General features: G+C 60.2%; 20 protein-coding genes. 9 read left to right on the top strand and 11 right to left on the bottom strand.

Translation table 11 applies throughout. From position 1 onward, the window contains the following. Positions 1-206: hypothetical protein (locus tag HMPREF2565_RS14015; protein ID WP_210385863.1), on the top strand; the 206-nt coding region annotated here is incomplete at its 5' end. A gap of 1,081 nt (positions 207-1,287) precedes the next feature. Here the strand turns inward: HMPREF2565_RS14015 and HMPREF2565_RS01840 are convergent. Next, on the bottom strand, positions 1,288-1,869 hold the full coding sequence (locus tag HMPREF2565_RS01840) for a hypothetical protein (protein ID WP_210384402.1): 582 nt from the start codon (positions 1,867-1,869) through the stop codon (positions 1,288-1,290). Positions 1,870-2,102: 233 nt separating this feature from the next. Next, on the bottom strand, positions 2,103-3,776 hold the full coding sequence (locus tag HMPREF2565_RS01835; protein WP_049157619.1) for an acyl-CoA synthetase: 1,674 nt from the start codon (positions 3,774-3,776) through the stop codon (positions 2,103-2,105). A 175-nt stretch (positions 3,777-3,951) separates the two neighbouring features. On the opposite strand from HMPREF2565_RS01835, the gene HMPREF2565_RS01830 reads away from it, so the two are divergent. The 3 genes from HMPREF2565_RS01830 (at position 3,952) to HMPREF2565_RS01820 (ending at position 6,621) form a co-directional block, all read left to right on the top strand. Further along, the gene (locus HMPREF2565_RS01830) at positions 3,952-4,767 is read left to right on the top strand and encodes a GDSL-type esterase/lipase family protein (RefSeq protein WP_049157617.1); all 816 of its coding nucleotides are present in this window, start codon (positions 3,952-3,954) and stop codon (positions 4,765-4,767) included. A 66-nt stretch (positions 4,768-4,833) separates the two neighbouring features. After that, entirely contained in the window at positions 4,834-5,985 is a 1,152-nt protein-coding gene (locus tag HMPREF2565_RS01825) for an S-(hydroxymethyl)mycothiol dehydrogenase (protein ID WP_071406793.1), read from the top strand. After that, positions 5,986-6,621, top strand: coding sequence for an MBL fold metallo-hydrolase (locus HMPREF2565_RS01820; RefSeq protein WP_070511279.1), 636 nt, complete (start codon positions 5,986-5,988; stop codon positions 6,619-6,621). It abuts the gene before it with no gap. Here the strand turns inward: HMPREF2565_RS01820 and HMPREF2565_RS01815 are convergent. The 8 genes from HMPREF2565_RS01815 to HMPREF2565_RS01780 all read right to left on the bottom strand — a co-directional run bounded on the left by HMPREF2565_RS01815 (position 6,618) and on the right by HMPREF2565_RS01780 (position 15,876). Next, a complete protein-coding gene (locus HMPREF2565_RS01815) occupies positions 6,618-7,412 on the bottom strand; it encodes a cytochrome c biogenesis CcdA family protein (protein ID WP_071406792.1) in 795 nt (264 codons plus the stop codon). The genes HMPREF2565_RS01820 and HMPREF2565_RS01815 overlap by 4 nt on opposite strands. A gap of 81 nt (positions 7,413-7,493) precedes the next feature. Further along, a complete protein-coding gene (locus tag HMPREF2565_RS01810; protein WP_141745874.1) occupies positions 7,494-8,363 on the bottom strand; it encodes a DsbA family protein in 870 nt (289 codons plus the stop codon). Positions 8,364-8,512: 149 nt separating this feature from the next. Beyond that, positions 8,513-9,379 carry a glucose-1-phosphate thymidylyltransferase RfbA gene (gene rfbA, locus HMPREF2565_RS01805; protein WP_049157609.1) on the bottom strand — a complete coding sequence of 289 codons (867 nt, stop codon included), beginning with the start codon at positions 9,377-9,379 and terminating at the stop codon, positions 8,513-8,515. Between the two features lie 117 nt (positions 9,380-9,496). After that, positions 9,497-10,861, bottom strand: a complete 1,365-nt coding sequence (locus HMPREF2565_RS01800) for a sugar nucleotide-binding protein (RefSeq protein WP_049157606.1) — start codon at positions 10,859-10,861, stop codon at positions 9,497-9,499. A gap of 6 nt (positions 10,862-10,867) precedes the next feature. Further along, positions 10,868-11,863 (bottom strand): dTDP-glucose 4,6-dehydratase, encoded by a 996-nt coding sequence (gene rfbB, locus HMPREF2565_RS01795; protein ID WP_193394670.1) that lies wholly within the window; start codon positions 11,861-11,863, stop codon positions 10,868-10,870. 20 nt (positions 11,864-11,883) lie between these two features. Then, positions 11,884-13,242 carry a M1 family metallopeptidase gene (locus HMPREF2565_RS01790; protein ID WP_049157605.1) on the bottom strand — a complete coding sequence of 453 codons (1,359 nt, stop codon included), beginning with the start codon at positions 13,240-13,242 and terminating at the stop codon, positions 11,884-11,886. Between the two features lie 94 nt (positions 13,243-13,336). Beyond that, a complete protein-coding gene (locus HMPREF2565_RS01785) occupies positions 13,337-14,416 on the bottom strand; it encodes an alpha/beta hydrolase (protein WP_049157603.1) in 1,080 nt (359 codons plus the stop codon). Positions 14,417-14,454: 38 nt separating this feature from the next. Continuing rightward, positions 14,455-15,876, bottom strand: coding sequence for an alpha/beta hydrolase (locus HMPREF2565_RS01780; RefSeq protein WP_049157601.1), 1,422 nt, complete (start codon positions 15,874-15,876; stop codon positions 14,455-14,457). Positions 15,877-16,551: 675 nt separating this feature from the next. Between HMPREF2565_RS01780 and lpdA the strand changes: the two genes are divergently transcribed. Continuing rightward, positions 16,552-17,964, top strand: a complete 1,413-nt coding sequence (lpdA, locus tag HMPREF2565_RS01775; protein WP_049157599.1) for a dihydrolipoyl dehydrogenase — start codon at positions 16,552-16,554, stop codon at positions 17,962-17,964. Positions 17,965-18,462: 498 nt separating this feature from the next. Here the strand turns inward: lpdA and ramB are convergent, their stop codons facing one another. Further along, positions 18,463-19,869: an acetate metabolism transcriptional regulator RamB gene (gene ramB / locus HMPREF2565_RS01770; RefSeq protein ID WP_046647846.1), complete on the bottom strand. Its 1,407-nt coding sequence runs from the start codon at positions 19,867-19,869 to the stop codon at positions 18,463-18,465. 401 nt (positions 19,870-20,270) lie between these two features. On the opposite strand from ramB, the gene HMPREF2565_RS01765 reads away from it, so the two are divergent. From HMPREF2565_RS01765 to HMPREF2565_RS01750, 4 genes are read left to right on the top strand one after another with little or no spacing between them, the layout of a single operon-like run. Next, positions 20,271-21,026 (top strand): succinate dehydrogenase cytochrome b subunit, encoded by a 756-nt coding sequence (locus HMPREF2565_RS01765; RefSeq protein WP_046647845.1) that lies wholly within the window; start codon positions 20,271-20,273, stop codon positions 21,024-21,026. A gap of 15 nt (positions 21,027-21,041) precedes the next feature. Further along, positions 21,042-23,063, top strand: coding sequence for a fumarate reductase/succinate dehydrogenase flavoprotein subunit (locus HMPREF2565_RS01760; protein WP_046647844.1), 2,022 nt, complete (start codon positions 21,042-21,044; stop codon positions 23,061-23,063). Beyond that, positions 23,063-23,812, top strand: a complete 750-nt coding sequence (locus tag HMPREF2565_RS01755; RefSeq protein ID WP_046647843.1) for a succinate dehydrogenase/fumarate reductase iron-sulfur subunit — start codon at positions 23,063-23,065, stop codon at positions 23,810-23,812. Before HMPREF2565_RS01760 ends, HMPREF2565_RS01755 begins: the two co-directional genes overlap by 1 nt. A 47-nt stretch (positions 23,813-23,859) precedes the next feature. Continuing rightward, complete coding sequence (locus tag HMPREF2565_RS01750) at positions 23,860-24,231, top strand: membrane protein (RefSeq protein WP_049157597.1); 372 nt, start codon at positions 23,860-23,862, stop codon at positions 24,229-24,231. The last annotated feature ends 240 nt before the right edge of the window (positions 24,232-24,471 follow it).

The raw sequence follows: 24,471 nt of genomic DNA, 5'->3' as shown, positions 1-24,471 counted from the left end.
CTACGCACTCCAAAACCGGAAGAGCCAGTTTACGGTTATACCTTTGCGAAGCAATCGTTTCTGCTGAACAAGAGCTTTTTACAAAGGCTGAGGTGCCTTTAGCGTCATTTTTTCTAATGGATGAGGAATATGCAAAGGCTGATGTTTTCCCTAGTAGTGTTGGAGTAAGGGAGCTTATTTCTTCGCCGGTTTCTACAGATAAATAGAGTGAGGCGCTCCACTTACGCGGAGCGCCGGGTAATAAATAAGGAAAGGATTGGCTAGGGAAATTGCGAAAAATCGTTGATGCAGAATCTTCCGCGATAAGTTTTCTTGTCGTCGCCGATGATGTGATTAAAAGCTGCCCCCTCTAAATCCTCCTTTCCCTCCCGGAAAGTATCCAGAAGGATGTTGGCCGACCCCTCTGCAATGGCGCTTGTAAGGCCCGCTGGGAACGTATTTATTGGCATCCTTCTTGGCGTCATTCAATGTTGACGCATGGCCATATACGTGACCGACTATATCTCCCCCTAGTCCAATTTTGATGACCTGGCATTGAGCTGTGACAGTGGCTGCCGAAGCAGACGGTACTGCAACTGAAACGGACCCTAGGGCAACAAGCGCAGCAGCTAACCTGATTCTGCTCAGCCCAGACATAAAAACTGCCTGTCGATTTGGGGTAGTTGGTACCGCGAGTCCGCGTAGTTGGTACCGGTGTTCCGTGTATCCGGTACTGCAAGGGGTTTTCTTTCATAGTTGATGTTGGCGACACCACAATCCGCTGGTGTTGCGTCAACTTCTACTTGGAAGGAGCTGGTCCTTGTGGCCAACTTCAAGCAGATCATTGCGATGTGCCTTGATGGTGCTAGCTAGGCGCAGATCACACACGCATTGGGGTGTTCACGACGGGAAGTATCCCGTGCAAAGAAAGTCATCTCTGATGAGGGTTTGATTTCAGAGATTTTCCGTCAGCTCCCGCCGGGTGGTTTGATGATCGATTCAGTGATGGCCGGAGTAAGAGGTCTTTGTCCTATGACCTGCTGTATCTCGGCGGGGCATGTCGGTGTCAACGTCTAGGGGTATTGAGCAGAGTGATATTTAGCCCGCTGCGTTCGGCTTGGTCGATGTGGATTTGGTCAGGAAACCAGGATGAGGCCGCCGATCCAGCTAAGGAAACGGACGGGGCCTATCGGTGCCAAATGATGCCAAATGGTGCTACCCTAGAGTTATTGCCACCTGTTACGACAGGATCGGAAGAAGACCCTGGGACCCCAGCCGGACGACTGGACTCAGGGTCTTCGCCTGCCTCTAGAGGGAATCCGGGGTGGGACGGTTGAGGACCACTTTCTCGTGCAGCTTCTCCCAGTACTGCTCTTCCCCTAGATGGACGGAGTTCAGTGCTCCCAGAACGGCATCTGGAATCCAGAGCAGGGGATCATCGCCACCGCGTACGTGTCGCAGTCGGATGCCAGCACTTTGTCCCTGGCCCTGCAGGGCAACTATATGGGCGACGTCTCGCCTGTTTTGTGCTTCTTGCCGGCTTTCCAAAGTGACGTTGTGGACGTGCATCTCGGAGAGCTCGAAGTACATCTGCTCCAAGCATTTCCTGCGGTGCCTCTCCGTTTTCTTGCTCACTTCACTCTGGTGGGTGATGATCGCTTGCATGGAGTCGATCTCAGAAAGGGTGTCCACGATTTTTCGGCGTCGGCTATTACGTTCGTCGGTCCAGTGAAGTTTGACCTGGCCAGGAAGTCGTAGTGGACGCAGCTCCTCGCGTATTTTTTCCAAGTCTTGAGTGTCGATGATGGTTGCACACACCATGTACTCCTGCCGGTCTGGGGGTCTAAGGGCGGAGGACTCATCGATGTAGGCGACTAGCTGTGATTCCACCCTGAAATTGTAGCCCGTCCGGGCCGACGCACCCCTCGGCCCGGTACCAACTACCCGGAACACGGCAGTACCGAGTCCCCAGAACACCGGTACCAAAAACTCGCATCTGACACTGCCCGAGTTGCCAAAAACAACGTTGCTCCCTGCGGTGAGGAGCGAAGGTTTTGGCAACTCGGGCAGTTGTGGCTCGGAGGGCCCTATTTCAGCCGGGAAATCTGGAGTGAAGACGCCGGCTAGTCGGTATTGCTCAGCAGGCGCGGCACCACCTTGCCCGTGGCGTTGCGCGGCAGCTTGTCCAGGAAGTGGACGTCGCGCGGCACGGAGTGGTCGGCGAGGTTCTCGCGGACCCAGGTGCGGATGGCGTCGGCAGTCACGGTGTTGCCCAAGGCATCGCGCGTGGTCACGGCCCACACGGCGATGCGCTGGAAGGTGGTTTCATCCTCCACGCCGCCGGCATGCACTTCCGCGATGCCCGGCATGGTTTCAAGCACCTCCGTCACCGACTGCGGGTGCACGTTCTCGCCGCCGACGATGATCATGTCATCGGCGCGGCCCACCACGTGCAGGTAGCCCTCGGGGTCGATATAGCCCAAGTCACCGATGGAGATGAGGCCATCAACCTTGTTGAGCGGAATCTTCGGGTTGGTATAGCCAATGAGCGCGGTGGAGTTGGTCAGATAGATTTCGCCGACCTCGCCGCGCGGGACTTCTTTGCCATCCTCATCGAGGATGCGCAGCTTCGTGCCAGAGGCAATCTTGCCGCCGATGGTTGGGTCCTTAGCCACCTCTTCCATGGTGGCCGTCGATGCCAGCGCCAGCTCCGTGGAACCATAGACGTTGCAGAGAATCGGGCCGAAGCGCTCGTGGGTTTCTTTGACAATCTCCGGGGTCAGCGCATGTCCTGCAGAAGCAATGAACTTCAGGCTTGAGGTGTCATAGGCCGAATCTGGGTCGGCCTGCACCATCTGGCGGAAGAAAACGGGGGAGGAGAGCAGGCCATCAAGTTGGTAGCGCTGGATGTCATCGAGCGCGGCCGCCGGGTCAAAGACGCGGCGGGTGACAATGGTGTTGCGCAGGCCCAGCGCGATGTTGAGGCAGGCCCAGCCCCACGTGTGGAAGATGGAGGCGGTCATTTGCACCTTCTGGTCCCCACGCCACGGCACCGCATCCACGATGGAGGCAACCACCACGGGCAGCGTGGGCTCTGGGCGCATGATTCCCTTGGGGATGCCGGTGGTTCCGGAGGACATGAGCACGATATGTCCGTGCTTGGGCCAGGTGGGAAGCTTCTGCTTCTCGACGTCCCGCGGGTTCACCACGATTTGGTGCAGCGTCGGGGCCTCGGCCAGCTCAGCCGGGATCTCCTCGCCGGAATCATGACCAATCACGACCTGCAGTCCAGCAACGGGGCTGGGGCTAGCGCTGTCTGCGGGGGCAAGGCGGTCAACGAATTCATCGTCGATAACGAGCACGTTGATGCGGTTTTCCTCAATGCATCCGGCGAGCTGCTCAGGGGAGGAGCCAACGTTGAGTAGGAAGATGTGCGCTCCGGCATAACCTTTGGCGGCCAGCGGGGTGATAATGCCCCGCCCATTGCGAGCCATGACGCCGAGACGGATCTCGTCGAGGCCCAGGGAGAGCAACCAGCGCGCGAAGGTCTGGGATTGTTCGCGCAGCTGGCGGTAGGTGAGGGCCCCGTCGTCGTCGATAAGCGCTAGGCGTTCTGGGCAGGTCAGGTATGCCTGCTCCACCTCGCGGGCGGTGGTGAAGCGGTAGCGGGCGAGAACCGGCGCGGTGGAGAGTACTGCCCGTGGGCCGCCAGCGGGGCTAATAAGGCCGGCGCGAAAGAGGGCGGGGACAAAACGCGCGAGAGCGGCGGCATGGAAGGTGAGATCAGAAAGCTTCATAGAGTTCTCATCGTAGGGAAGAGGTAGAAGGTTACGGGGGAGGCGGCTAACGCGCCTGTTTTTAAAACGACAAATTGTTACAGTTGTTGCTATTGTTACACAAGATTAACTGCTAGCTTAGTTTAATATGGTTTCGGTTAAGAACATACCCTTTTCTTGAAAGGACATCAGTCACGTGAAGTTTACTCAGCGCATCACTGCCCTCTGCGCCTCCCTCCTCGTGGCAGTAGGCCTGTCCCAGGCTCCGCAGGCCGCCGCCGGCGAGCGAAACCTCGTCGCCTTTGGCGATTCCGTTTTGGCGGATCCGCAGCTGGATGTTTACCTCTCCTCGCGCCTCGGCTCCTCGAACCGCAATCCGAGCCTCGACTGCCCCTCTGGCAATAACTACGCCAAGCGCGTCGCGTCCAAGCTGGGCATGCCGGTGGCGGATTTCTCCTGCTCCGGTGCGGTCTCGATGTCCCAGGGTCCGCAGATGAACGCGCAGGTTGATGATGCCATCCGCCGCGGTGCGCTCAGCCCGGACACCCAGCGCGTACTCTATGCGGGCGGCTTTAACGACACGTATAACAATGCCCAGCTTTCCGACGCCGACATGCGCGCCCGCTTTGTTGGCGCAAATGCGCCGATTATCAACAAGATTCGTGCAGCGGCCCCCAATGCCCGCATTCAGATCGTGGGTTATCCGACCATCGGCTCCGGTGACCGCTACTGCCTCCTCCACTTTGGCCCGAAGCCAGCCGATGCTACGGCCCTGCCGATGGTGCAGCGTTATGAAAACGTCACGCAGTGGATGCAGGTGGACCTAGCGCACGCGACCGGCACCGAATTTGTGGATATGAAGCCGATGACCTGGGATCGCGGTATGTGTGCCGATGCCGATAAGCGGCTGTGGGCGGGTCTGGTGGACTTCTCTGCCGGCCCGGGCAACCTACCGCTGCATATTAATGCTCGCGGTCACGAGTTTGTGGCCAACCACCTCGCAAGCTTCTAGAAACGCGTTCTTATGACTTTAAGGCCTGGGCAACGTTGCCCGGGCCTTTCGCGTACCCTCGCGGACATGACTGTTAATGAAAACCTAAATGAAAATAACTCCCAGCAAGGCTCGGAGGTTGTCCGCGGCGTGATTGCGCGCGCGAAGGGCGAGCCCGTCGAGACCGTGAACATTGTTGTACCCGCTCCGGGCGAGCACGACGTCGTGGTCAAGATTCAGGCCTGCGGCGTGTGCCACACCGACCTGGCTTACCGCGATGGCGATATCGAGGATGCCTTCCCGTTCTTGCTTGGGCACGAGGCGGCGGGCGTCGTGGAGCGCGTGGGCGATGCTGTTACCCACGTCGAGGTCGGTGACTTCGTGGTCCTGAACTGGCGTGCAGTGTGCGGCGAGTGCCGCGCTTGTAAGAAAGGTGAGCCGAAGTACTGCTTCAACACCCACAATGCCTCCGCGAAGATGACGCTCGCGGACGGGGATAAGGATGCCGGCACTGAGCTCACCCCGGCGCTCGGCATCGGCTCCTTCGCGGAGAAGACCCTGGTTCATGAAGGCCAGTGCACCAAGGTCAATCCGGAGGCAGACCCGGCCGCCGCGGGCCTGTTGGGCTGTGGCGTGATGGCAGGCTTGGGTGCTGCGGTCAACACCGGTGACGTCAAGCGCGGCGAGTCCGTCGCGGTCTTTGGCTGCGGTGGTGTGGGCATGGCGGCCATTGCCGGCGCAGTGCTGGCGGGTGCCTCCAAGGTCATCGCCGTGGACCTGGATCCAGACAAGCTGGAGCTGGCCAAGAAGTTCGGTGCGACCCACACCATCGCGGCGAAGGACAAGTCCGAGGACGAGGTCATCGAGGCAGTCCGTGAGCTCACCGATGGTTTCGGTACCGACGTGGCTATCGATGCCGTGGGCATCCCAGCCACCACCCGCCAGGCCTTCTACTCCCGCGACCTGGCCGGCCGCATGGTCATGGTGGGCGTCCCGAACCTCACCAGCCGCTTCGACGTCCCAGCCATCGACTTCTTCGGCCGCGGCGGTTCCCTCAAGTCCTCCTGGTATGGCGACTGCCTGCCGGAGCGCGACTTCCCCATGTACGTTGACCTCTCCCTGCAGGGCCGCTTCCCGCTGCAGGACTTCGTGTCCGAGCGCATTGGCCTCGACGACGTGGAGGAGGCCTTCGCTACCATGAAGGCTGGCAAGGTACTTCGATCCGTAGTGGAGCTGTAAATGATTATCGAACAGTTTGTAACCTCAGGAAAGTTCCGCCTGGATGGCGGTGAGTGGGACGTGGACAATAACGTCTACATCCTGGCCGCAGGCGGCGCGTCAAGCGACGCCGAGTGCTACATCGTCGATCCTTCCCACGACGCCGAGCGCGTCATCGACGAGGTAGGAAAGCGCACCGTTAAGGGCGTTATCCTCACCCACGCGCACAACGACCACTGCGAGCTCGCGCCCCAGGTGGCTGAGCACTTCGGCGTGTCCGTGTACCTCCACCCGGATGACCGCCCGCTGTGGGAGGAAACGCACGAGGGTGCGACCTTCGTTCCGCTGGAGGATAACCAGCTATTCACCGTGGGCGATAGTGACTTCGTGGTCTTCCACACGCCTGGTCACTCGCCAGGGTGCGTGGTGCTCTACATCGCGGACGAAGCCACGCTTCTGTCGGGAGATACCCTTTTCAATGGCGGGCCCGGTGCCACCGGCCGCAAGTACTCCGACTTCGACGTCATCATCGAGTCCCTGCGCAACCGAGTGCTGAACCTTCCGCCGGAGACCCGCGTCCTGCCGGGGCACGGCGACGAGACCACCATTGGTGCTGAGGCTGCGCGTATCGACGAATACATCGCACGCGGCTACTAGGCCGGGGTGCGGGCAGCCTTGATGCCTGCCACCACCGTGGCGGCAAGTGAGAGCCCGAACCATACCCACGCGTCAGCGACGCCCGCGCTCACAGCGCGGGCTTTTTCTTGCACCGCGAACTGCGCATCCGTACTCAAGACCGCGGGCAAGGTCGCGGTGCCATAGCTGGCAATGAATAGCGCGCCGATGAGCACGAAGAACGCGCCCGACACAATGGACAAGGTGTTCGTGCGCACGGGGCCGAGGACCACCTCGCGCCCGCGCAGCCAGGACCACGAGCCCACATTGAGGCGCTCCCACAGCGCCGCCAGAACAAAGAGCGGTGCGGCCATGCCCGCGGCATACGCCACCATGATGATCCCGCCGTAGAGTGCGCTGCCTGATGCGGCTGCAGTGGTGAGCACAGCACCTAAGAGTGGGCCCGCGCAAAAGCCCGCGAAGCCATACACCGCGCCGAGCAGAAACACCTTGCCCCGTGCTTTACCGGACAGGGCATCCATACCGGGGATGCGGAAACCGCCGCCCAAGGCGGTAAAGATCCCCAGCGCGATGATGATCCAGCCCGCCACCGTGATGACCTGGCCGCGGTATTGTGCGAGGATTGCAGCCAGACCCATGCCGATGGGAACGAGCGTGGTGCACAGGCCTAAGAAAAAGACCAGGGTTTTCAGCAGCAGCTGGCGCTGCGACTCAAAGGCATAGGCAAAGAAGGCTGGCACCAACAGCGCTGAGCAGGGGCTGATCAAAGTCAACACGCCGGCGATGACGGCGCCAAAAACTCCGATACTCATACGCTCACCCCCACTGCATAGCCGCCTAAGAACGCGGTCAGAACGACGAGCGCGATGAAGATCCACACGATGAGCGGCGGCTTATCCATTGGCCGCCTTGCCTAGCTGTTCCCGGATGGTCTGCTCAAAGACTTCCGGTGGCTGCGCGCCACCAATGAACTGATCCCCCACCACGAAGGCCGGGGTGCCCGTAATACCAATCTGGGAGGCGTAGCTGGTGGCCTTCTCGATGACCTCGGTGTAGGTATCATCCGTGGCCTGCTGGCGGAACTTATCCAAGTCCGCAACGCCGGCCTTCTCGGCGAACTTCATGAAGTCCTCGATGCCGAATTCTGGGTGGCCATTGATGTCCTTGCTAGCGGTGTAGAGCTCGTGCTTGAACTCCTGGAACTTGCCCTGTGCCGCCGCCGCGCGCCCGGCCTTGGCAGCATCGACGGCGGCAGGACCGTTAACGGGGAAGTCATTCCACTCGATGCGCACCAGGCCCTTCTCCACGTACTTCTTGAGGAGGTCTGGCTCAGTGACGTTGGCGTGGCGGGAGCAGAACGGGCACTCGAAATCAGAGAACTCCGAAATCACCACGGGGGCATCCACTGCGCCCACGGCGAAAGGATCATCCTCCTTCTTGCGGTGAACCACCGTGATATCGCCGCTCTTGGTGTCACCGCCGGGGCCGAATACCATCGGGTCCCCCTTCCCGTCGGAGAATTTCGTGCCGGGCGTGGCCTTGTCAGCATCCTTCGCCAAATCTTCGGTGGGCGCCGCGCTCGTCGAAGTCTCCTGCGCCGCTTGAGTCCCGGCATCGCCGGAAGAATTGCGCTCTGCCAGCAGGAAGCCGATGATGATAGCCAGAACTACAACGAGCACCAACAGGCCCCACGCCACGGGGCTGATGGTGGATAGCGCTGATTTCTTGGGATTGCTGGTGGGGCGGGAGGATGAAGTAGGCATGCGATTACCTTAACGCGTCTAGGCCCGTTTGGGTGATGGTGGCCTCTGATGCTGCGTGGGGACGCTTTGGCAAGTACGGATCGATCAAATTAGGTCCCAGATCCCGTGGGCGATTTTCGGTCCTTATTTGATCGAAATGCACCTCGGTCTCAGCTCTCTTGGGCAGCGGCCAGGAGATAGCGGCCATAGCCGGACTTCAGGAGGGGCTCGGCCAGCTCGGTGAGTGCGGCGGCATCGATGAAGCCCTCCTCGAAGGCGGCAACCTCCGGTGAGCCGATGACGGTGCCGGTGCGTTTTTGCATCACCTCCACGTAGGCCGAGGCCTCACTCATGGAGTCCACCGTGCCGGTGTCCAGCCAGACATCACCGCGCTGCAAGCGTTTGACGCGCAGCTGCCCGCGGCGCAGGTATTCCTCGTTGACGGTGGTGATTTCTAACTCCCCGCGTGCGCTGGGCGTAATGGACTTGGCAATCTCCACCACGGAATTGTCATAGAAATACAAGCCCACCACGGCGTGGTTGGATTTGGGCGCGGCGGGCTTTTCCTCGATGGACAGGGCTTGGCCAGACTCATCAAACTCGACAACACCATAGCGCTGCGGATCGGAGACCTCGTAGGCAAAGATGATGCCGCCGCCCGGGTGGCTGCACTCATTCAGCGCCGTGGAGAAGCCGTGGCCGTCAAAGATGTTGTCACCCAAAACGAGGGCCACGTCATCCTCGGCGATGAAGTCCTCCGCAATGAGGAAGGCCTGGGCCAAACCTTCGGGCCGGGGTTGGACCGCGTAGTGCAGCATGAGGCCTAGTTGGGAGCCGTCGCCAAGCAGGCGTTGGAAGGCGGCCTGGTCTTCTGGGGTGGTGATGATGAGGATCTCGCGTATGCCGGCCTGGATCAGGGTGGTCAGAGGGTAGTAGACCATCGGCTTGTCATAGATGGGCATGAGCTGCTTCGAGATGCCCTTGGTGATGGGGTAGAGGCGGGTCCCAGAACCGCCTGCGAGAATGATGCCCTTCATGGGCTTCAAGCTTAACGGAGGGGTCCCGCGCCGGGCTGCGGCGGCGCGGGCTGGCGAACATAACACTCAACTTCCCACTCAACATAACACCTGGGAAGCTAAGTGTTATGTTAAGTGTTATGCCGGGTAAAAGCCCAGGTAAAGCGCCAAAGCGGCCCGCCAATTCATCGGCTTAAAGCCGGTGGCTTCAATCTTGGACAGGTCGAAGGTGGACTCCTGCGGGCGGGGAGCTTCGGGCCCGGCGATCTCGCGGTACTGCTCGGTGCTGACCGGCGTGACACTGGCGGGATCTTGGCCCACGCCGGTGAAGACGGCCATGGCGATTTCATCGCGTCCCACCGCATCACCGGAATTGGAGATGTTGTACACGCCGTACTCGGCTTCGGTCTTGAGCAAGTGGATGATGCCCTCGGCCAGGTCCTCGGCGAAAGTGGGGCGCCCGCGCTGATCATGGATGACGGAGGGCTTGAACCCCTTAGCCGCCAGCGAGCGCATCGTGGCCATGAAGTTGGCTCCATCGCCGAAGACCCAGGAGGTACGGATGACATAGTGGCGCGGCGCGGTTTGCGCGGCGGTATCGCCCGCGGCTTTCGATGCCCCATAGGCCGACAGCGGGGAAGGCATTTCATCCTCGGAGTGGACCTCGTTAGAGCCATCGAAGATGTAATCACTGGAGACGTGCACCAAGGTCAGGTTATTCTCCGCCGCAATGCGCGCGAGCTTCGCCGGGGCGGAAGCGTTGACCGTCCAGGCCGCGGCGCGATCGTCCTCCGCACCGTTGACATCGTTATAAGCCGCGCAGTTGATGATGGCGGAATACTGCTTCCACGGGCGGGCAGGCGGGTTGGTGATATCGAAATCCTCGTGCCCACAGAACTCCACCGCGCCCAGACCAGCGGTGGGCAGGAATTTCTTTAAAGCGCGGCCCAGCTGCCCGTTGGCGCCGGTGACCAGGATGCGGCGCGGGGGCATGGGGGAGACGTCGGCAAGCGCGGGGTGTGCCTTGTCTTTGTCGGAGATCTCCGTCGGCTCCAGCGGCCAGTCCACCATGTTGAGGTTGACGCAGGTGTAGTCCGCATCCGGGGACCAGTGGTCATTGACCAGGTAGGAGTAGGCGCAGGCCTCCAGCGCCTGGAAACCGTTGGCCACGCCGCGCGGCACGAAGACCGCCACGTCTTCGCGCAGCTCGTGGGTCACCAGCTGCCCGAAGGTGGCAGAGCCCTCGCGCAGATCGCACCACGCACCGAAGGCCCGGCCGGAAGCCACGGAGACGAGCTTGTCCCAGGGCTCCGCGTGCAGCCCGCGCGTAACCCCCTTCTCCGCATTGAAGGAGACATTATTCTGCACCGGTTGGAAGTCCGGCAAACCTGCCGCCACCATCTTCTCACGCTGCCAGTTCTCCTTGAACCAGCCGCGGTTATCCCCGTGGACGTCGAGCTCCACAATGAGCAGGCCCTCAATGGCCGTTGACTGCACCTTCATGGAAATTTACTGTCCTTGCTTCGCGTAGTTGGCTTCGACTTCTTCCTTGCCTGGGCGCCACCAGTCCTCGTGGGCGCGGTACCACTCAATGGTGGCAGCCAAGCCCTCGCGCAGATCCGTGTAGCGCGGGCTCCAGCCCAGCTCGCGGCGCAGTTTGCTGGCATCCATGGCGTAGCGCTGATCATGGCCCGGGCGGTCCGCCACGTGGATGTAGTTCGCGCGGCCGTCGTCAGTAGCACCCATCAGCTCACAGATCATCTCGATGACCTGGCGGTTATTCGTATCCTCCTGGTCGGCACCGATGTTATAGGTCTCACCGATGCGCCCGCGGTCCAGGATGGCAAGCACCGCCTCGTTGTGATCATCCACGTGAATCCAATCCCGCACCTGCTCGCCCGTGCCATAAAGCTTGGCGGGCTGGCCCAGAAGCAGGTTGGTGATTTGCCGCGGAATGAACTTCTCAATGTGCTGGTAAGGTCCGTAATTATTGGAGCAATTCGAAATGGTTGCCCGCAGCCCAAAACTGCGCACCCACGCGCGCACCAGGTGATCCGAACCGGCCTTCGTGGCCGAATAGGGCGAAGAGGGGTTATAGGGAGTCTCCTCCGTGAAGTAGGTATCGGCGCCAATCTCCAAGTCACCAAAAACCTCATCGGTGGAAACGTGATGGAAGCGCACATCGTGGCGGCGGCAGGCCTCCAACAGCACGAAGGTTCCCATGACGTTGGTGTGGAGGAAGGGCGAAGGAGCCCGCAGCGAATTATCATTGTGGGATTCCGCGGCGAAGTGCACCACGGCATCCGTCTGGGCCACGAGCTTGTCGACGACCCCCTCATCCGCCACGTCCCCCACCACCAGGGTGGCGTCCACGCCGTCAAGGTTGGCGCGGTTGCCCGCGTAGGTGAGCTTGTCCAAGACGGTGATGTCTACGTCGGGCCGTTGCTGGGCTACGAGCCTCACGAAGTTTGCACCAATAAAGCCGGCACCGCCGGTAACAAGCATCCTGCGCATGGTGAACAAGTCTAGACCGGGAACTTGGGCAGCGCGGTGTGGTTGAGCCACTCGTCCAACAAAGCATCGACCGCAGCAGGATCTGCCGCTTCCTTCTTCACACGGCTGATGAGATCCTCCGGGGTGACCACGGAGTGCTGGGATGCGGTGAGGTAATCCCGGACCGTGCGGAAGAAGACCTCATCGCCCACGAGGCGGCGAAGTGCGTGAACAGTCAGCGCGCCGCGCTTGTAGACGCGGTCATCGAACATGTCGCGCGTGCCCGGATCACCGAGCACGATGTCCTGCTTCTTGCGTGCGAGCACTTGATAGTGCGAACGCGCCGATTCATGCACCGGACGGCCATGCGCGTGCTCGAACCACAGCCACTCGCAGTAGCAGGCAAAACCTTCGTTGAGCCAGATATCCTTCCACTCACTAAGGCCCACGGAGTTGCCGAACCACTGGTGGGACAGCTCGTGGGCGATGAGTCGCTCAAAGAGGTGGTCGCCCTTGACGTGGTTGGATCCGAAAATGGACAGGCCTTGGGCCTCCAGCGGGATCTCCAGCTCATCATCGGTGATGACCACTTGGTAGTCGGGGAAAGGGTAGTGGCCGAAGAGCGAGGAATAGAAGTCCAGCATTTCCTGCTGTTGGGCGAACTCTTCGAGGACTACCTGCTTCAGGCGAGCCGGCGCCCAAGCGCGGACGTCTCGGCCCAGGTCAATCTCTGAGTATTCGCCGATCTGCACCGTGGCGAGGTACGTGGCCATAGGGTGCTTGACGCGGTAGTGCCAGCGCGTCATGGAACCGCCTGCGCTGCGGCGGGAGACCAGCTTGCCGTTGGAAATCACCACGAAAGGATCGTCAGCGGTGATGCGAATATCGTAGGTGGCCTTTTCCGACGGGGTGTCATCGCAGGGGAACCAGCTGGGTGCACCGTTGGGTTGGCTGGCCACCAGGGAGCCGGAATCTGTTTCCTCCCAGCCGATTTCACCCCACGGAGTGCGCAGTGGCCGCGGCGAGCCGCCATAGCGAATGTGCAGCTCAAACTCTTGGTTCTCCACGATGGTGTCGGCAAAGGTCAGCCGCAGTTTGCCGGCGGACAGGCGAAACTTGGCCACGCGGGGTGCGTGTTTCGCCGTGATGCGGCGAGCCACCATGGCGCCGCCGAGGTCAAGCGTGAGTTTGTCAAAGTCCTCCAGCGCGCGAATGTGGAGGATGGCTTCGCCCTGCAGCATGTTGGGTTCCACGCGGTAGGTCAGGTCCAAGTCATAGTGGGTGACCTCGAAGCCGAGGTTGAAATCCACCCTCGTGTAGCTATCCCGAGTAAGTGCAGCGCGGTCGCGAGCGGCGGAGATATGCGAAAGGGCGGTAGAAAGCAGCTTCATAATGCCGCTATCCTACCGCCCTGTCTGGGTTATCCGAAGCCAGGGGAGCGAGCACGCCGCGCCAGACCGTGGGGCGACACGCTCCGCTCACTTTTTAGGAGTTGAAAGCTTCCTCAAAGGTGGGCCAGGACTTCACCAGGTCCTCGCGCCAGCCCGGCCAGGAGTGCGTGCCCACGTTGCGGAAGTTGTAGGTGGCTGGAATGTTCTGCTTATCCAGCTTGGCCTTGAGCATGTGGGTGCAGTGGTTGACCGCGGCCTCGATGATGCCGCCCTCAACCTGCAGCTGTGCCGAACCCGCGTAGGCGGCCAGCGGGCTGTAGCCCTTGTTCATGTAGTAGGACGGGGTATCCTGCTCACCCGCGAGGCCCGATGCGGAGGAAATGTACAGCTTGGTGCCGCGCAGTTTCTCGGAGTTCATCAGGGCATCGTTGTAGCGGTTGTATTCAGAGCCCATCGGGCCCCACATCTGTTCCGGTTCTCCGCCGCCGCGGTTCACGGTGACGCGCAGGAACTGGTACTCCGTGGGGTAGGCGGTTGCGGCGCAGCCGGCGAAGGAACCAACTGCGTCATAGAAACCCTGGTTGTGCTGCGCCAGCAGCAGGGAAGACGTTGCGGACATGGACATGCCGGCAATGGCGCGCTTGTTGCTTGCGTTCAGGCGTGACTCCAGCGGGCCAGGCAGCTCCTTGGTCAGGAAGGTTTCCCACTTCTGTGGGCCCTTGAGGTACTTGCCGTTGGGCTCCTCCAGCCAGTCGGTGTAGTAGGAGAAGGCGCCTGCCTGTGGAACGACAACGTTGACGTCCTTGTCCGCGTAGAAGTCCACGGCATCGGACATGTACAGCCAATCGGAGTCCTGCTCCGCGGAACCGGCGCCGTTGAGCAGGTACAAGGTCGGGCGGTCCGGGTTCTTAGCAGGGATAACAGCCAGCGGAATCGCGCGGCCATTCATGGCCGGAGATGTAGCCTCCAGCTTGAGAACGCGGGCGTCATCTTTGAAGTGCTCGTACCACTTCTGGCTCTGCACCTCCGGGGTGACGTTCAAGTCCGAGATGGTGGACAGCGGCGTGTCACCCGCAACCTGCTGCGGGGTGATGGTGGCCGCACCCGCAACGGGGCTGATAAGCGCGGCAGCGCAGAGCGCGCCGGCGGCGAGGAGAGAGCTAAGACGCTTCATTACGTTCCTTATTTAACAATCAATATGGCGAGTTGAGCTTACTGTTCGATGGCCTCAGGGGCTACTGGCCGGGAGTCGGCCGGGGTCTTGGGATCGTTCTCGGCCTCTTCCATATTCTGCTTATCGGCATCCTCAGCTTTGGCGTTAGCGTCCGTGTTCACCGCGCTTTCCGGCGCCCGCGTGGAGACCGGCTCCACCGGCAGACCAAAGGCACGAGCGAAGGTGGGCCAGGAGGAGTTGATGTCATCGAACCAGCCCGGCCAGGAGTGGGTACCGGTATTGCGCAGGTTGAAATCCGCTTTGACACCTTCGCGCTGCAGTTTTGCCTGCAGGTCGTGGGTGCACGCATTCATCGCTGCCTCGATGACGCCGCCTTCCACCACCAGGGTGGAGGAGGACTTCAAGGCTCCGGCCAGGCCTTGCTTTTCAATCCTGGACGAACCCAAATCGTTCATTCCGGCAAACCCCGAGTTAGCGGAGACGTAGACCTGGGAATTACCCATGTTGTTCTTTGTGGCGTTGATGAGTCCATCGTTGTAGCGGTTGTAGTCACCGCCCATCGGTCCCCACATCTGCTCGGTGCTTCCACCGCCACGATTCACGGTCAGCTGCGTGTAGAAGTTCGGCAGTGGAGTCGAGGTGGCCGCACAGCCAGAGAAGGACCCGATAGCGTCATAGAAGTTGGGGTTGTGCTGGGCCAAGACGAGCGATGAGGTAGCAGACATGGACATGCCTGCGATGCCGCGCTTGCCGTTGGCGTTGATGTGCTTCTCCAGCGGTCCCGGTAGCTCCTTGGTGAGGAAGGTCTCCCACTTCTGCGGGCCCTTGAGGTAGCTGCGGTCCGGGCTGGTAACCCAGTCGGTGTAGTAGGAGAATGCGCCTGCCTGCGGGATGACGACGTTGACGTTTCGGTCACCGTAGTAGTCATCGAGTTCTTGGGTGCCCTCCTTGTTGGGATCCAAGTCTTCGCGCGTGGTGGCTATCAGCCAGTCCATGCCCTGCTCGGCACCGCCAGCACCGTTGAGTAGATAAAGGGTGGGGCGGGAAGAATCAAAGGTGCCGTCTGGGGTAATTACTGCAAGAGGGACGGTGCGGTCCATCGCTGGTGCGGTGGCATTGAGGGCCTTGACGCTCTGACGGTAGTCCGGGTATTTCAGGACGTAGCCCATCCACTGCTTGCTGTCCGGGATCTCATTGACGTCAACGTCCTTAAAAGTGACGTTCTTACCAATGGCGTCTTCATATTCTTGGCGGGAGGGCGACGGGTTTCCGGCGGAGTCCTTGGGCAGGTACTTTTCAATCTCCCCGTAGATGTCGAGCTCGGAAATGGTGGACGGTGTGGCATCACCGCGGATTTGTTCCGGGGTGACCTCGGATGCGCCCGCGGTAGGGGATGCTACGGCGCCAAGTGCTAGGGCAGTGGCTGCCGCAAGCGTCGTGAGAGAGCGCGCAATCTTCATAGAATCTCGCTTTCTAAGTGATGAGCGGAAATGTAGGGGCAAGTGTAAAAGATGCTCCGGACACGCCACCCATGAGATGGGCAATAGTGCTGGTAGATGGGAATTTCAGCACCCCAAGATAAGGGTAACGTGTTTAAACATACCAAGATATTAAAGTTAATGGTGGTATTGAAGTGGAAACCGTGTCATAATCTTTCCGTGCGTTAACGTGGGCTATGTAACGCAACGGCCGGCCCATTCGTTAGTCGAACCAGATGCGGAGACCGTTACTGCGGCGGCCGTCCTGCAAGGCAGAAGGTGGCAGTGCCGCATAGTGACATCGCACGAGGCCGTGAAGGCTGCTTGAAGACCAACAGAAAGAAGAAGAATGAACCTCTTTGACACCATCCTCGTTTCCATCAACCAGGTGCTGGGCCAGTTCGCTCACTCCGGCTCCTCTACTTCCTCCAAGATCGCCCTGGATTGGGGTCTTTACTAAACAGCTGCGGGGCGTGCGGCCCCACGTTTCTCTCCCCCTAATCGCCCCCTCGGGTGGTTGGGGGTTATTTTGTGCGTTGTGTGCCCTCTACGCATCAGTGCACTGTGGCTTGCGTATCAGGAATGTTATGGACTGATACGAGAGCACAGCATGGGGGTGGTGGGACAGCGGGCACAAAGTTACGTATCCTATAGGGCGTGACTAATGAACATTTTGACGTTGTAGTACTCGGCGCGGGCCCCGGCGGCTACGTGTCCGCCATCCGCGCTGCCCAGCTGGGCAAGAAGGTTGCCGTTATTGAGAAGCAGTACTGGGGCGGTGTTTGCCTCAACGTGGGCTGCATCCCGTCCAAGGCTCTTCTTAAGAACGCTGAAGTTGCACACACCTTCAACCATGAGGCGAAGGCCTTTGGTATTTCCGGCGATGTTTCCTTCGACTTCGGTGTTGCGCACAAGCGCTCCCGCAAGGTCTCGGAGGGCATCGTCAAGGGCGTGCACTACCTGATGAAGAAGAACAGGATTACGGAGATCAATGGCCTCGGCTCCTTCAAGGACGCCAAGACCATCGAGATTACCGAGGGCGATGACAAGGGTAAGACCGTTACCTTTGACAACTGCATTATCGCCACCGGCTCCGTCGTCCGTTCCCTTCCGGGCGTGGAAATCGGCGGCAACATCGTGTCCTTCGAGGAGCAGATCCTCAGCGATGAGGCCCCGGATTCCATGGTCATCGTTGGCGCAGGCGCCATCGGTATGGAGTTTGCGTACGTTCTGGCCAACTATGGCGTAGACGTGACCATCGTGGAGTTCATGGACCGCGTCCTTCCGAACGAGGACAAGGATGTATCCAAGGCTATCGCCAAGGAATACAAGAAGCTTGGTGTGAAGCTCCTGACTGGTTACAAGACCACCGCCATCACGGATAACGGTGACAATGTCACCGTTGAGGTCGAGTCCAAGGACGGCTCCAAGACCGATACGCTGACCGTGGATCGCTGCATGGTCTCCATCGGCTTCGCCCCGCGCACCGAGGGCTACGGCCTGGAGAACACCGGTGTCGAGCTCACTGAGCGCGGCGCCATCGCTATTGATGACTACATGCGCACCAACGTTGAGGGCATTTACGCCATTGGTGACGTCACCGCGAAGCTGCAGCTCGCTCACGTGGCTGAGGCGCAGGGCGTTGTGGCTGCTGAGGTCATCGCCGGCGCTGAGACCCAGCTGCTGGGTGACTACATGAACATGCCGCGCGCCACCTTCTGCAACCCGCAGGTGGCCTCCTTCGGCTACACCGAGGAGCAGGCTCGTGAGAAGTTCGCTGACCGCGACATCAAGGTTGCTACCTTCCCGTTCTCCGCTAACGGTAAGGCAGCTGGTCTGAATGAGACCGCGGGCTTCGTCAAGCTCATCGCCGACGGCGAGTTTGGTGAGCTCATTGGTGGTCACATGGTGGGCTCGAACGTGTCCGAGCTGCTGCCGGAGCTGACCCTGGCGCAGCGCTTCGATCTCACTGCAGAGGAGATCGGACGCAACGTTCACACTCACCCGACGCTGTCTGAGGCTATGAAGGAAGCAGCCGAGGGCATCGGCGGCCACATGATTAACCTCTAAGAACTAAAACAAGAACACTCCCCCTCATCCCATCGACGTGAATCGGTGGCGGTGAGGGGGAGTGTTGGTTTTAGCGCCGAAGCGCGACTGGCCTTAGCCGAAGAGCTTGGAAGACAGTGCGAACGGTGCGTTGACGATCGTCAGCACGAGCTTCTGGATCTGGCCAAGGAAGTTCTCGCCAAAGCTGGACATAACAATAATCCTTTCTGTTGGTGATTATCGGTCGCTGACCATGATAGAACAACCGAGTCGGGAAAATCCATCAGATTTGGCAATGAAAACCATGGGGTGGGGCTTGTAGGACAATGTATAGCGCCGAGGGTTTGGGTCATAATTCCAGCTCATCGCACTAAGTAGGCCCCTTTCTTGCTTCAGTATCTTTCTTCGGAGGCTTTCGCTCGATGGAGAGTGCTCCCCAGCTTTTAAGATTCATCTGCGTTAACGGCGTAAAGATGGATGATTTAAAACCTGCGCGATTACGCCGTTAACTAGCTTTAGTTAATAGGGTGCCACTGCAGAGCGGTGGGCGTCGACGACAAGCTGTTCGTTAATGGCGGGAAATGCCCGCTGGGAGCAATTCTGGCGCGGGCAGGTGCGGCAGCCGGCGCCAATGGGAGTGGCGGCGGAAAGGGCATTGAGGTCTAGCCCCTGGGCGTACACGGTGCGATTAGCATGGCGTGCCTCGCAGCCCAGACCGATGGAAAAGAGCTTGTTCGTATCCCCAAAACGGCCTTGTGGGTAGCTCACCGTTCGTGAGATCCATAGGTAATTGCGCCCATCTGGCATCTGCGCCAACTGGCGGGAAATGGTGTTGGGGTGTGAGAAGGACTCGTACACATTCCATAGGGGGCAGGTGCCGCCGGAGTTGGAGAAGTGCACGCCGGTGGCGGATTGGCGTTTGGACATGTTGCCGGCGCGGTCAACGCGCACGAAGGTAAAGGGGATGCCGCGCTTGTTGGGGCGCTGCAGCGTGGAGAGGCGGGAGGCAATCGTCTCGTAGCCCACTCCGAAGACATTGCAGAGGTATTCCACGTCGTACCCCGACTGTTCGGCTTCGCTATGGATGAGGCCATACGGGAGGAGCGTGGCCGCAGCGTAATAATTGGCGATACCCCGCTTGGCCAAGTTGATGGAGGCCTCTGAAGTAAACGGTTCTTCCTCCACGAGCTCGTCGAAAAGCGCGCCCGCTTCGAGGAAGCCAAGCTCAGCTGCCATGCGGAAGGCGCGCTGGCCGACGCTCAGCCGGCTGGCAAGGCGAAGGGTCCCGCTGTCCTTGTCGAAGCGGTGCAGCGTGCCATCCATGCGATCGGTGGTGAGGATCTCCACGCCGTGCTGGGTGGTGAGTCTGTCGTCCAGAGCCTGTTCGATGTCGCGGATGTGGAAGGGGACGACGTCGAGCTCCGCGGAGATCGCCTCTGCATGCTGATCTAACTCATCGAGATAATTCTGGCGGGCATAGAAGAAATCCCGAACCTCATCGTGCGGCATGGACAGCGCCTGGTTGCCGTCGGAGCGGCGGGTATCGGTGGCGAGGGAAAGCTTGTCGCGGATATTGCGGTAGCGGCGGTGAATGTCGACGAGCGTGCGCGCAACGGTGGGGTGGTTGTAAACCAGTTCGGACAATTCCTGTAATTCCACGGGGGAGGGGCAGATTTCTTGGTCCTGGACGACATCTTGAATCTCGGCGAGTAGCCGCGAGTCATCGTCACGGGAAAAGAAAGTGGCATCCACACCAAATGCTTCAGTAATCCTAAGCAAGACCGGAACGGTGAGGGGGCGTACGTCATGTTCAATCTGATTAACGTAACTAGCGGAAAGCCCCAGCGTAGCGGCGAGGGAGGCTTGGCTGAGATCACGTTCGCGGCGCAGCTGGCGCAGGCGCGAACCTACGTATGTCTTGCTCATGTGAGCTAGGTTACCTAGTGCCTTTCGGTCATAACAATAGTTTTGCAAGGAATGTGTGAAGCATTTTAACTTCGCTGCGAAGTGGGGGTGTTAGCGGGGCGTGAAGGGGCGGTGAGGGGTGTGTACCAAGCGAAAGTTTGACACCTAAAGGGGTAGGGTCGTCACTCGAGTCACACCCTGTGACAAAAGTCTCAACCGCGAAATGTTTTCGCAAGGTTAATATTGCGTAAAGCGAAGTGATCAAGGTAGACCGGCATAAGTCGGGGGACACTTAAGGCAACCCTTGCCTTAACTCATTTCTGTCAGGGGCCTGTAGGTGGGGGAGGGGGCGTTAAAAGCAAAGGGATAAGTAGTGGTCAGCGCGCAGTCCTGCGTAAGGTAAGGGCGACAATGGAGGTGTCATGTCTGTAAAAAATCCTGACCGTGAAGCCCTTGCTCACGGCCGCATTACTAATGAAACGATTCGTCCTAAGCCAGGAATTCCGTCCTGGGCTTTGAAACTGACGATGGCAATTACCGGTCTGTTCTTCGCGCTGTTCGTTGTAGGACACATGGCCGGCAACTTGAAGCTCTACCTGCCGGCCCACAACGGCGAGGAAGCCATCGATGCCTACGGCGCATTCCTGCGCAGCATGGGTGATCCGCTGATTCCGAGCGGGCACCTTCTGTGGATCATCCGCATCGTCTTGCTGGCGTGCGTGATCGCCCACATTTACGGCGCCTTTGCGCTGACCGCTCGCTCCAAGGCATCCCGCGGTAAGTTCAAGCGCACCAACCTGATGGGCGGCATGGATTCCTTCGCAACGAAGACCATGCTGGTGACCGGCGTCGTGCTGCTCCTGTTCATCGTCTTCCACATCTTGGACCTGACGATGGGTGTTCAGCCGATCGCTCCGGAGGCTTTCGCTCATGGCGAAGTGAAGGCCAACATGATCGCTACCTTCTCCCGCTGGCCGGTGACCATCATTTACATCGTTGCCATGCTCTGCCTCTTCCTGCACCTGACCCACGGCATCCGCCTTGCGGCTTCCGACCTGGGCATTACCGGTGCTAAGTGGCGCGAGGTCTTTGTCATCCTGGCGTACATCGTCCCGGCCGTCGTGTGCCTGGCAAACATCGTTATGCCGTTGTCCGTCGCCCTGGGCTGGGTCAGCTAAAGGAGTTTTGAACCCATGACTAACGCGAATACTGAACTCAAGCGCGAGCACCCGAACTTCTCGCACCCGCAGTCCATCGTCCCGGGTGTCAAGCCGGGCCGCATCCTGGAGTCCCACGAGCCGCACGGCGTCCCGATGAAGGACATGTGGAGCTACCAGAAGGACCACATGGAGCTGGTCTCCCCGCTGAACCGCCGCAAGTTCGAAATCATCGTCGTCGGTACCGGCCTGGCTGCTGGTTCCGCTGCGGCTGCCCTCGGCGAGTTGGGATACAAGGTGAAGGTCTTCACCTACCACGATTCCCCGCGTCGCGCGCACTCCATTGCTGCGCAGGGTGGTGTGAACTCTTCCCGCCACAAGAAGGTGGATAACGACTCCGCCTACCGCCACACCAAGGACACCGTCAAGGGCGGCGACTACCGCTGCCGCGAGTCCGACTGCTGGCGCCTGGCTTATGAGTCCATCCGCGTCATCGACCACATGAACGCCATCGGCGCTCCGTTCGCTCGCGAGTACGGCGGCACCCTGGCTACCCGTTCCTTCGGTGGCGTGCAGGTCTCCCGCACCTACTACACCCGTGGTCAAACAGGCCAGCAGCTGCAGCTGTCCACCACTTCTGCGCTGTACCGCCAGATTGGCCTGGGCAACGTGGAGCTCTTCGCTCACCACGATATGCAGGACGTCATCACCTACAACGACAACGGCACCAAGCGTGCCGGCGGCATTGTGACCCGTAACCTCATCACCGGCGAGCTCAAGGCCTTCACCGGCCACGCAGTCATCCTCGGTACCGGCGGTTACGGCAACGTCTACCACATGTCCACGCTGGCTAAGAACTCCAACGCTGGCGCCATGATGCGTGCGTACGAGGCTGGTGCTTACCTGGCTTCCCCGGCATTCATCCAGTTCCACCCGACCGGCCTGCCGGTCAATTCCGAGTGGCAGTCCAAGACCATCCTCATGTCTGAGTCGCTGCGTAACGACGGCCGCATCTGGTCTCCGATCAAGGAGGGCGATGACCGTCCTGCTAACGAGATTCCGGAAGAGGAGCGCGACTACTTCCTAGAGCGCCGCTACCCGGCCTTCGGTAACCTCGTCCCGCGTGACGTGGCTTCCCGTGCCATTTCCCAGCAGATCAACAAGGGTCTGGGCGTTGGTCCGCTGCACAACTCCGTGTACCTGGACTTCCGCGACGCCATCGAGCGTCTGGGCAAGGACAAGATCCGCGAGCGTTACTCCAACCTCATCGAGATGTACGAAGAGGCCATCGGTGAGTCCGCCTACGAGACCCCGATGCGTATCGCTCCGACCTGCCACTTCACCATGGGTGGCCTGTGGACGGACTTCAACGAGATGACCGCCATCGACGGCCTCTTCGCCGCCGGTGAGTGCTCCTGGACCTACCACGGTGCGAACCGCCTGGGTGCTAACTCCCTGCTGTCCGCTTCCGTTGATGGCTGGTTCACCCTGCCGTTCACTATCCCGAACTACCTGGCTCACCACCTGGGTGAGGCCAAGCTGGCCGAGGATTCCGCCGAGGCTAACGACGCCGTTGCTCGCGCACAGGCTCGCATCGACCGCCTCATGTCCATCCAGGGCGAGGATCCGCACGGCCCGGCGTACTACCACCGCCAGCTGGGTGACATCCTCTACTGGGGCTGTGGTGTGTCCCGTAATGTCGAGGACCTCAAGGTTGCCATCGAGAAGGTCCGCGCACTGCGCAAGGACTTCTGGGCTAACGTCCGCATCACTGGTGACGCTAACGACATGAACCAGGTCCTCGAGTATGGTCTGCGCGTTGCTGACTACATCGACCTGGGTGAGCTCATGTGTATTGACGCCCTTGACCGCGACGAGTCCTGTGGTGCTCACTTCCGCGAGGACCACCTCTCCGAGGACGGCGAGGCCGAGCGCGATGACGAGAACTGGTGCTTCGTTTCCGCATGGGAGCCGGGCGCTGCTGAGGGCGAGTTCATCCGCCACGCTGAGCCGCTGTACTTTGATTCGATCCCGCTGATGACAAGGAACTACAAGTAATGAAACTGACACTTGAGATCTGGCGTCAAGCCGGACCGACGCAAGAAGGCAAGTTCGAAACCGTGCAGGTTGACGACGCCGCCGAGCAGATGTCCATTCTGGAGCTGCTCGACCACGTCAACGACGGCCTCATTGAGGCCGGCACCGAGCCGTTCGCATTCGCTTCCGACTGCCGTGAGGGCATCTGTGGTACCTGTGGCCTCCTGGTCAACGGTCGCCCGCATGGCCCGGGTCAGAACACCCCGGCCTGCCAGCAGCGCCTGTTCCAGTTCAAGGATGGCGACACCATCAAGCTGGAGCCTTTCCGCTCCGCTGCCTACCCGGTCATCAAGGACATGATCGTGGACCGCGCCAAGCTGGACCACGTCATGGAGCAGGGCGGCTACGTGTCCATGGATGCGGGTACCGCTCCGGACGCTGACACCCTGCACGTCAACCACGAGACCTCCGAGTACGCCCTGGATCACGCCGCCTGCATCGGCTGCGGTGCCTGCGTGGCATCCTGCCCGAACGGTGCTGCTCACCTGTTCACCGGCGCCAAGCTGGTTCACCTCTCCCTCATGCCGCTGGGCAAGGAAGAGCGTGGACGCCGCGCACGCAACATGGTGGACGATCTGGAGCAGAACTTCGGCCACTGCTCGCTCTACGGCGAGTGCGCCGACGTCTGCCCGGCTGGTGTGCCGCTGACCGCGGTTTCCGCGGTTACCCGCGAACGTGCACGTGCTGCTTTCCGCGGCAAGGACGACTAAGCTATAGTCATTCACAGGATTAACAGGAACGAGAGAAAGTTTCAGCCATGAGCGACCTCAACCCGGCAGTTGCTGATCACCACAGCGAGACCTACCCGGAGTTCTCCGGTAAGATTCAGGACTCCTACATCGAGGGATATGACCCCGTTTCTTACAGTGCACCGCACTCTTCTTTGCTGCGCACCTCCACCTGGGTGGGCATGGGCTTGGTTCTCTCGATCCTGCCGGCGCTGGGCATCCTGATCTGGGGCTTCGGCACCAAGCTGTACCCGCAGGGCACCGCCGGTGCTGACTACCAGATCAACCTGATTGTGGGCGCCATCGCCAGCGTCGTCGTAGCCATCCTGGCTATCGTCTCCGTCAAGTATGGCCGCCGCTACTACCGCCAGTACCGCAAGGAAACCGGCCGCATCAACTAGGCACCTCCTAGGCCGTTGAACGCCTAAGTTTCTGTACTGACACCACCACAACCCCCACCTCCAAACACACATGGGAGACCATGTGAGGAGGCGGGGGTTGTTGGCGTTTGGGGTGGGTGCTGGGCGGGCGGAGAGGGGGAGCGGGCGCTTGGCGACGCCCCTACGGTGCCATACGCGTGAATGGCGCCGCAGGGAGCGACGCGAACACTAACCTGACTTGGCTCAAATTAGTGCCGAAGG

The sequence above is a fragment of the Corynebacterium sp. HMSC072A04 genome (genome assembly GCF_001809235.1).
Lineage (GTDB): Bacteria > Actinomycetota > Actinomycetes > Mycobacteriales > Mycobacteriaceae > Corynebacterium > Corynebacterium hiratae.
Note: the sequence above shows the minus strand (reverse complement) of the source record. Positions and strands in the feature narration are given on the sequence as shown.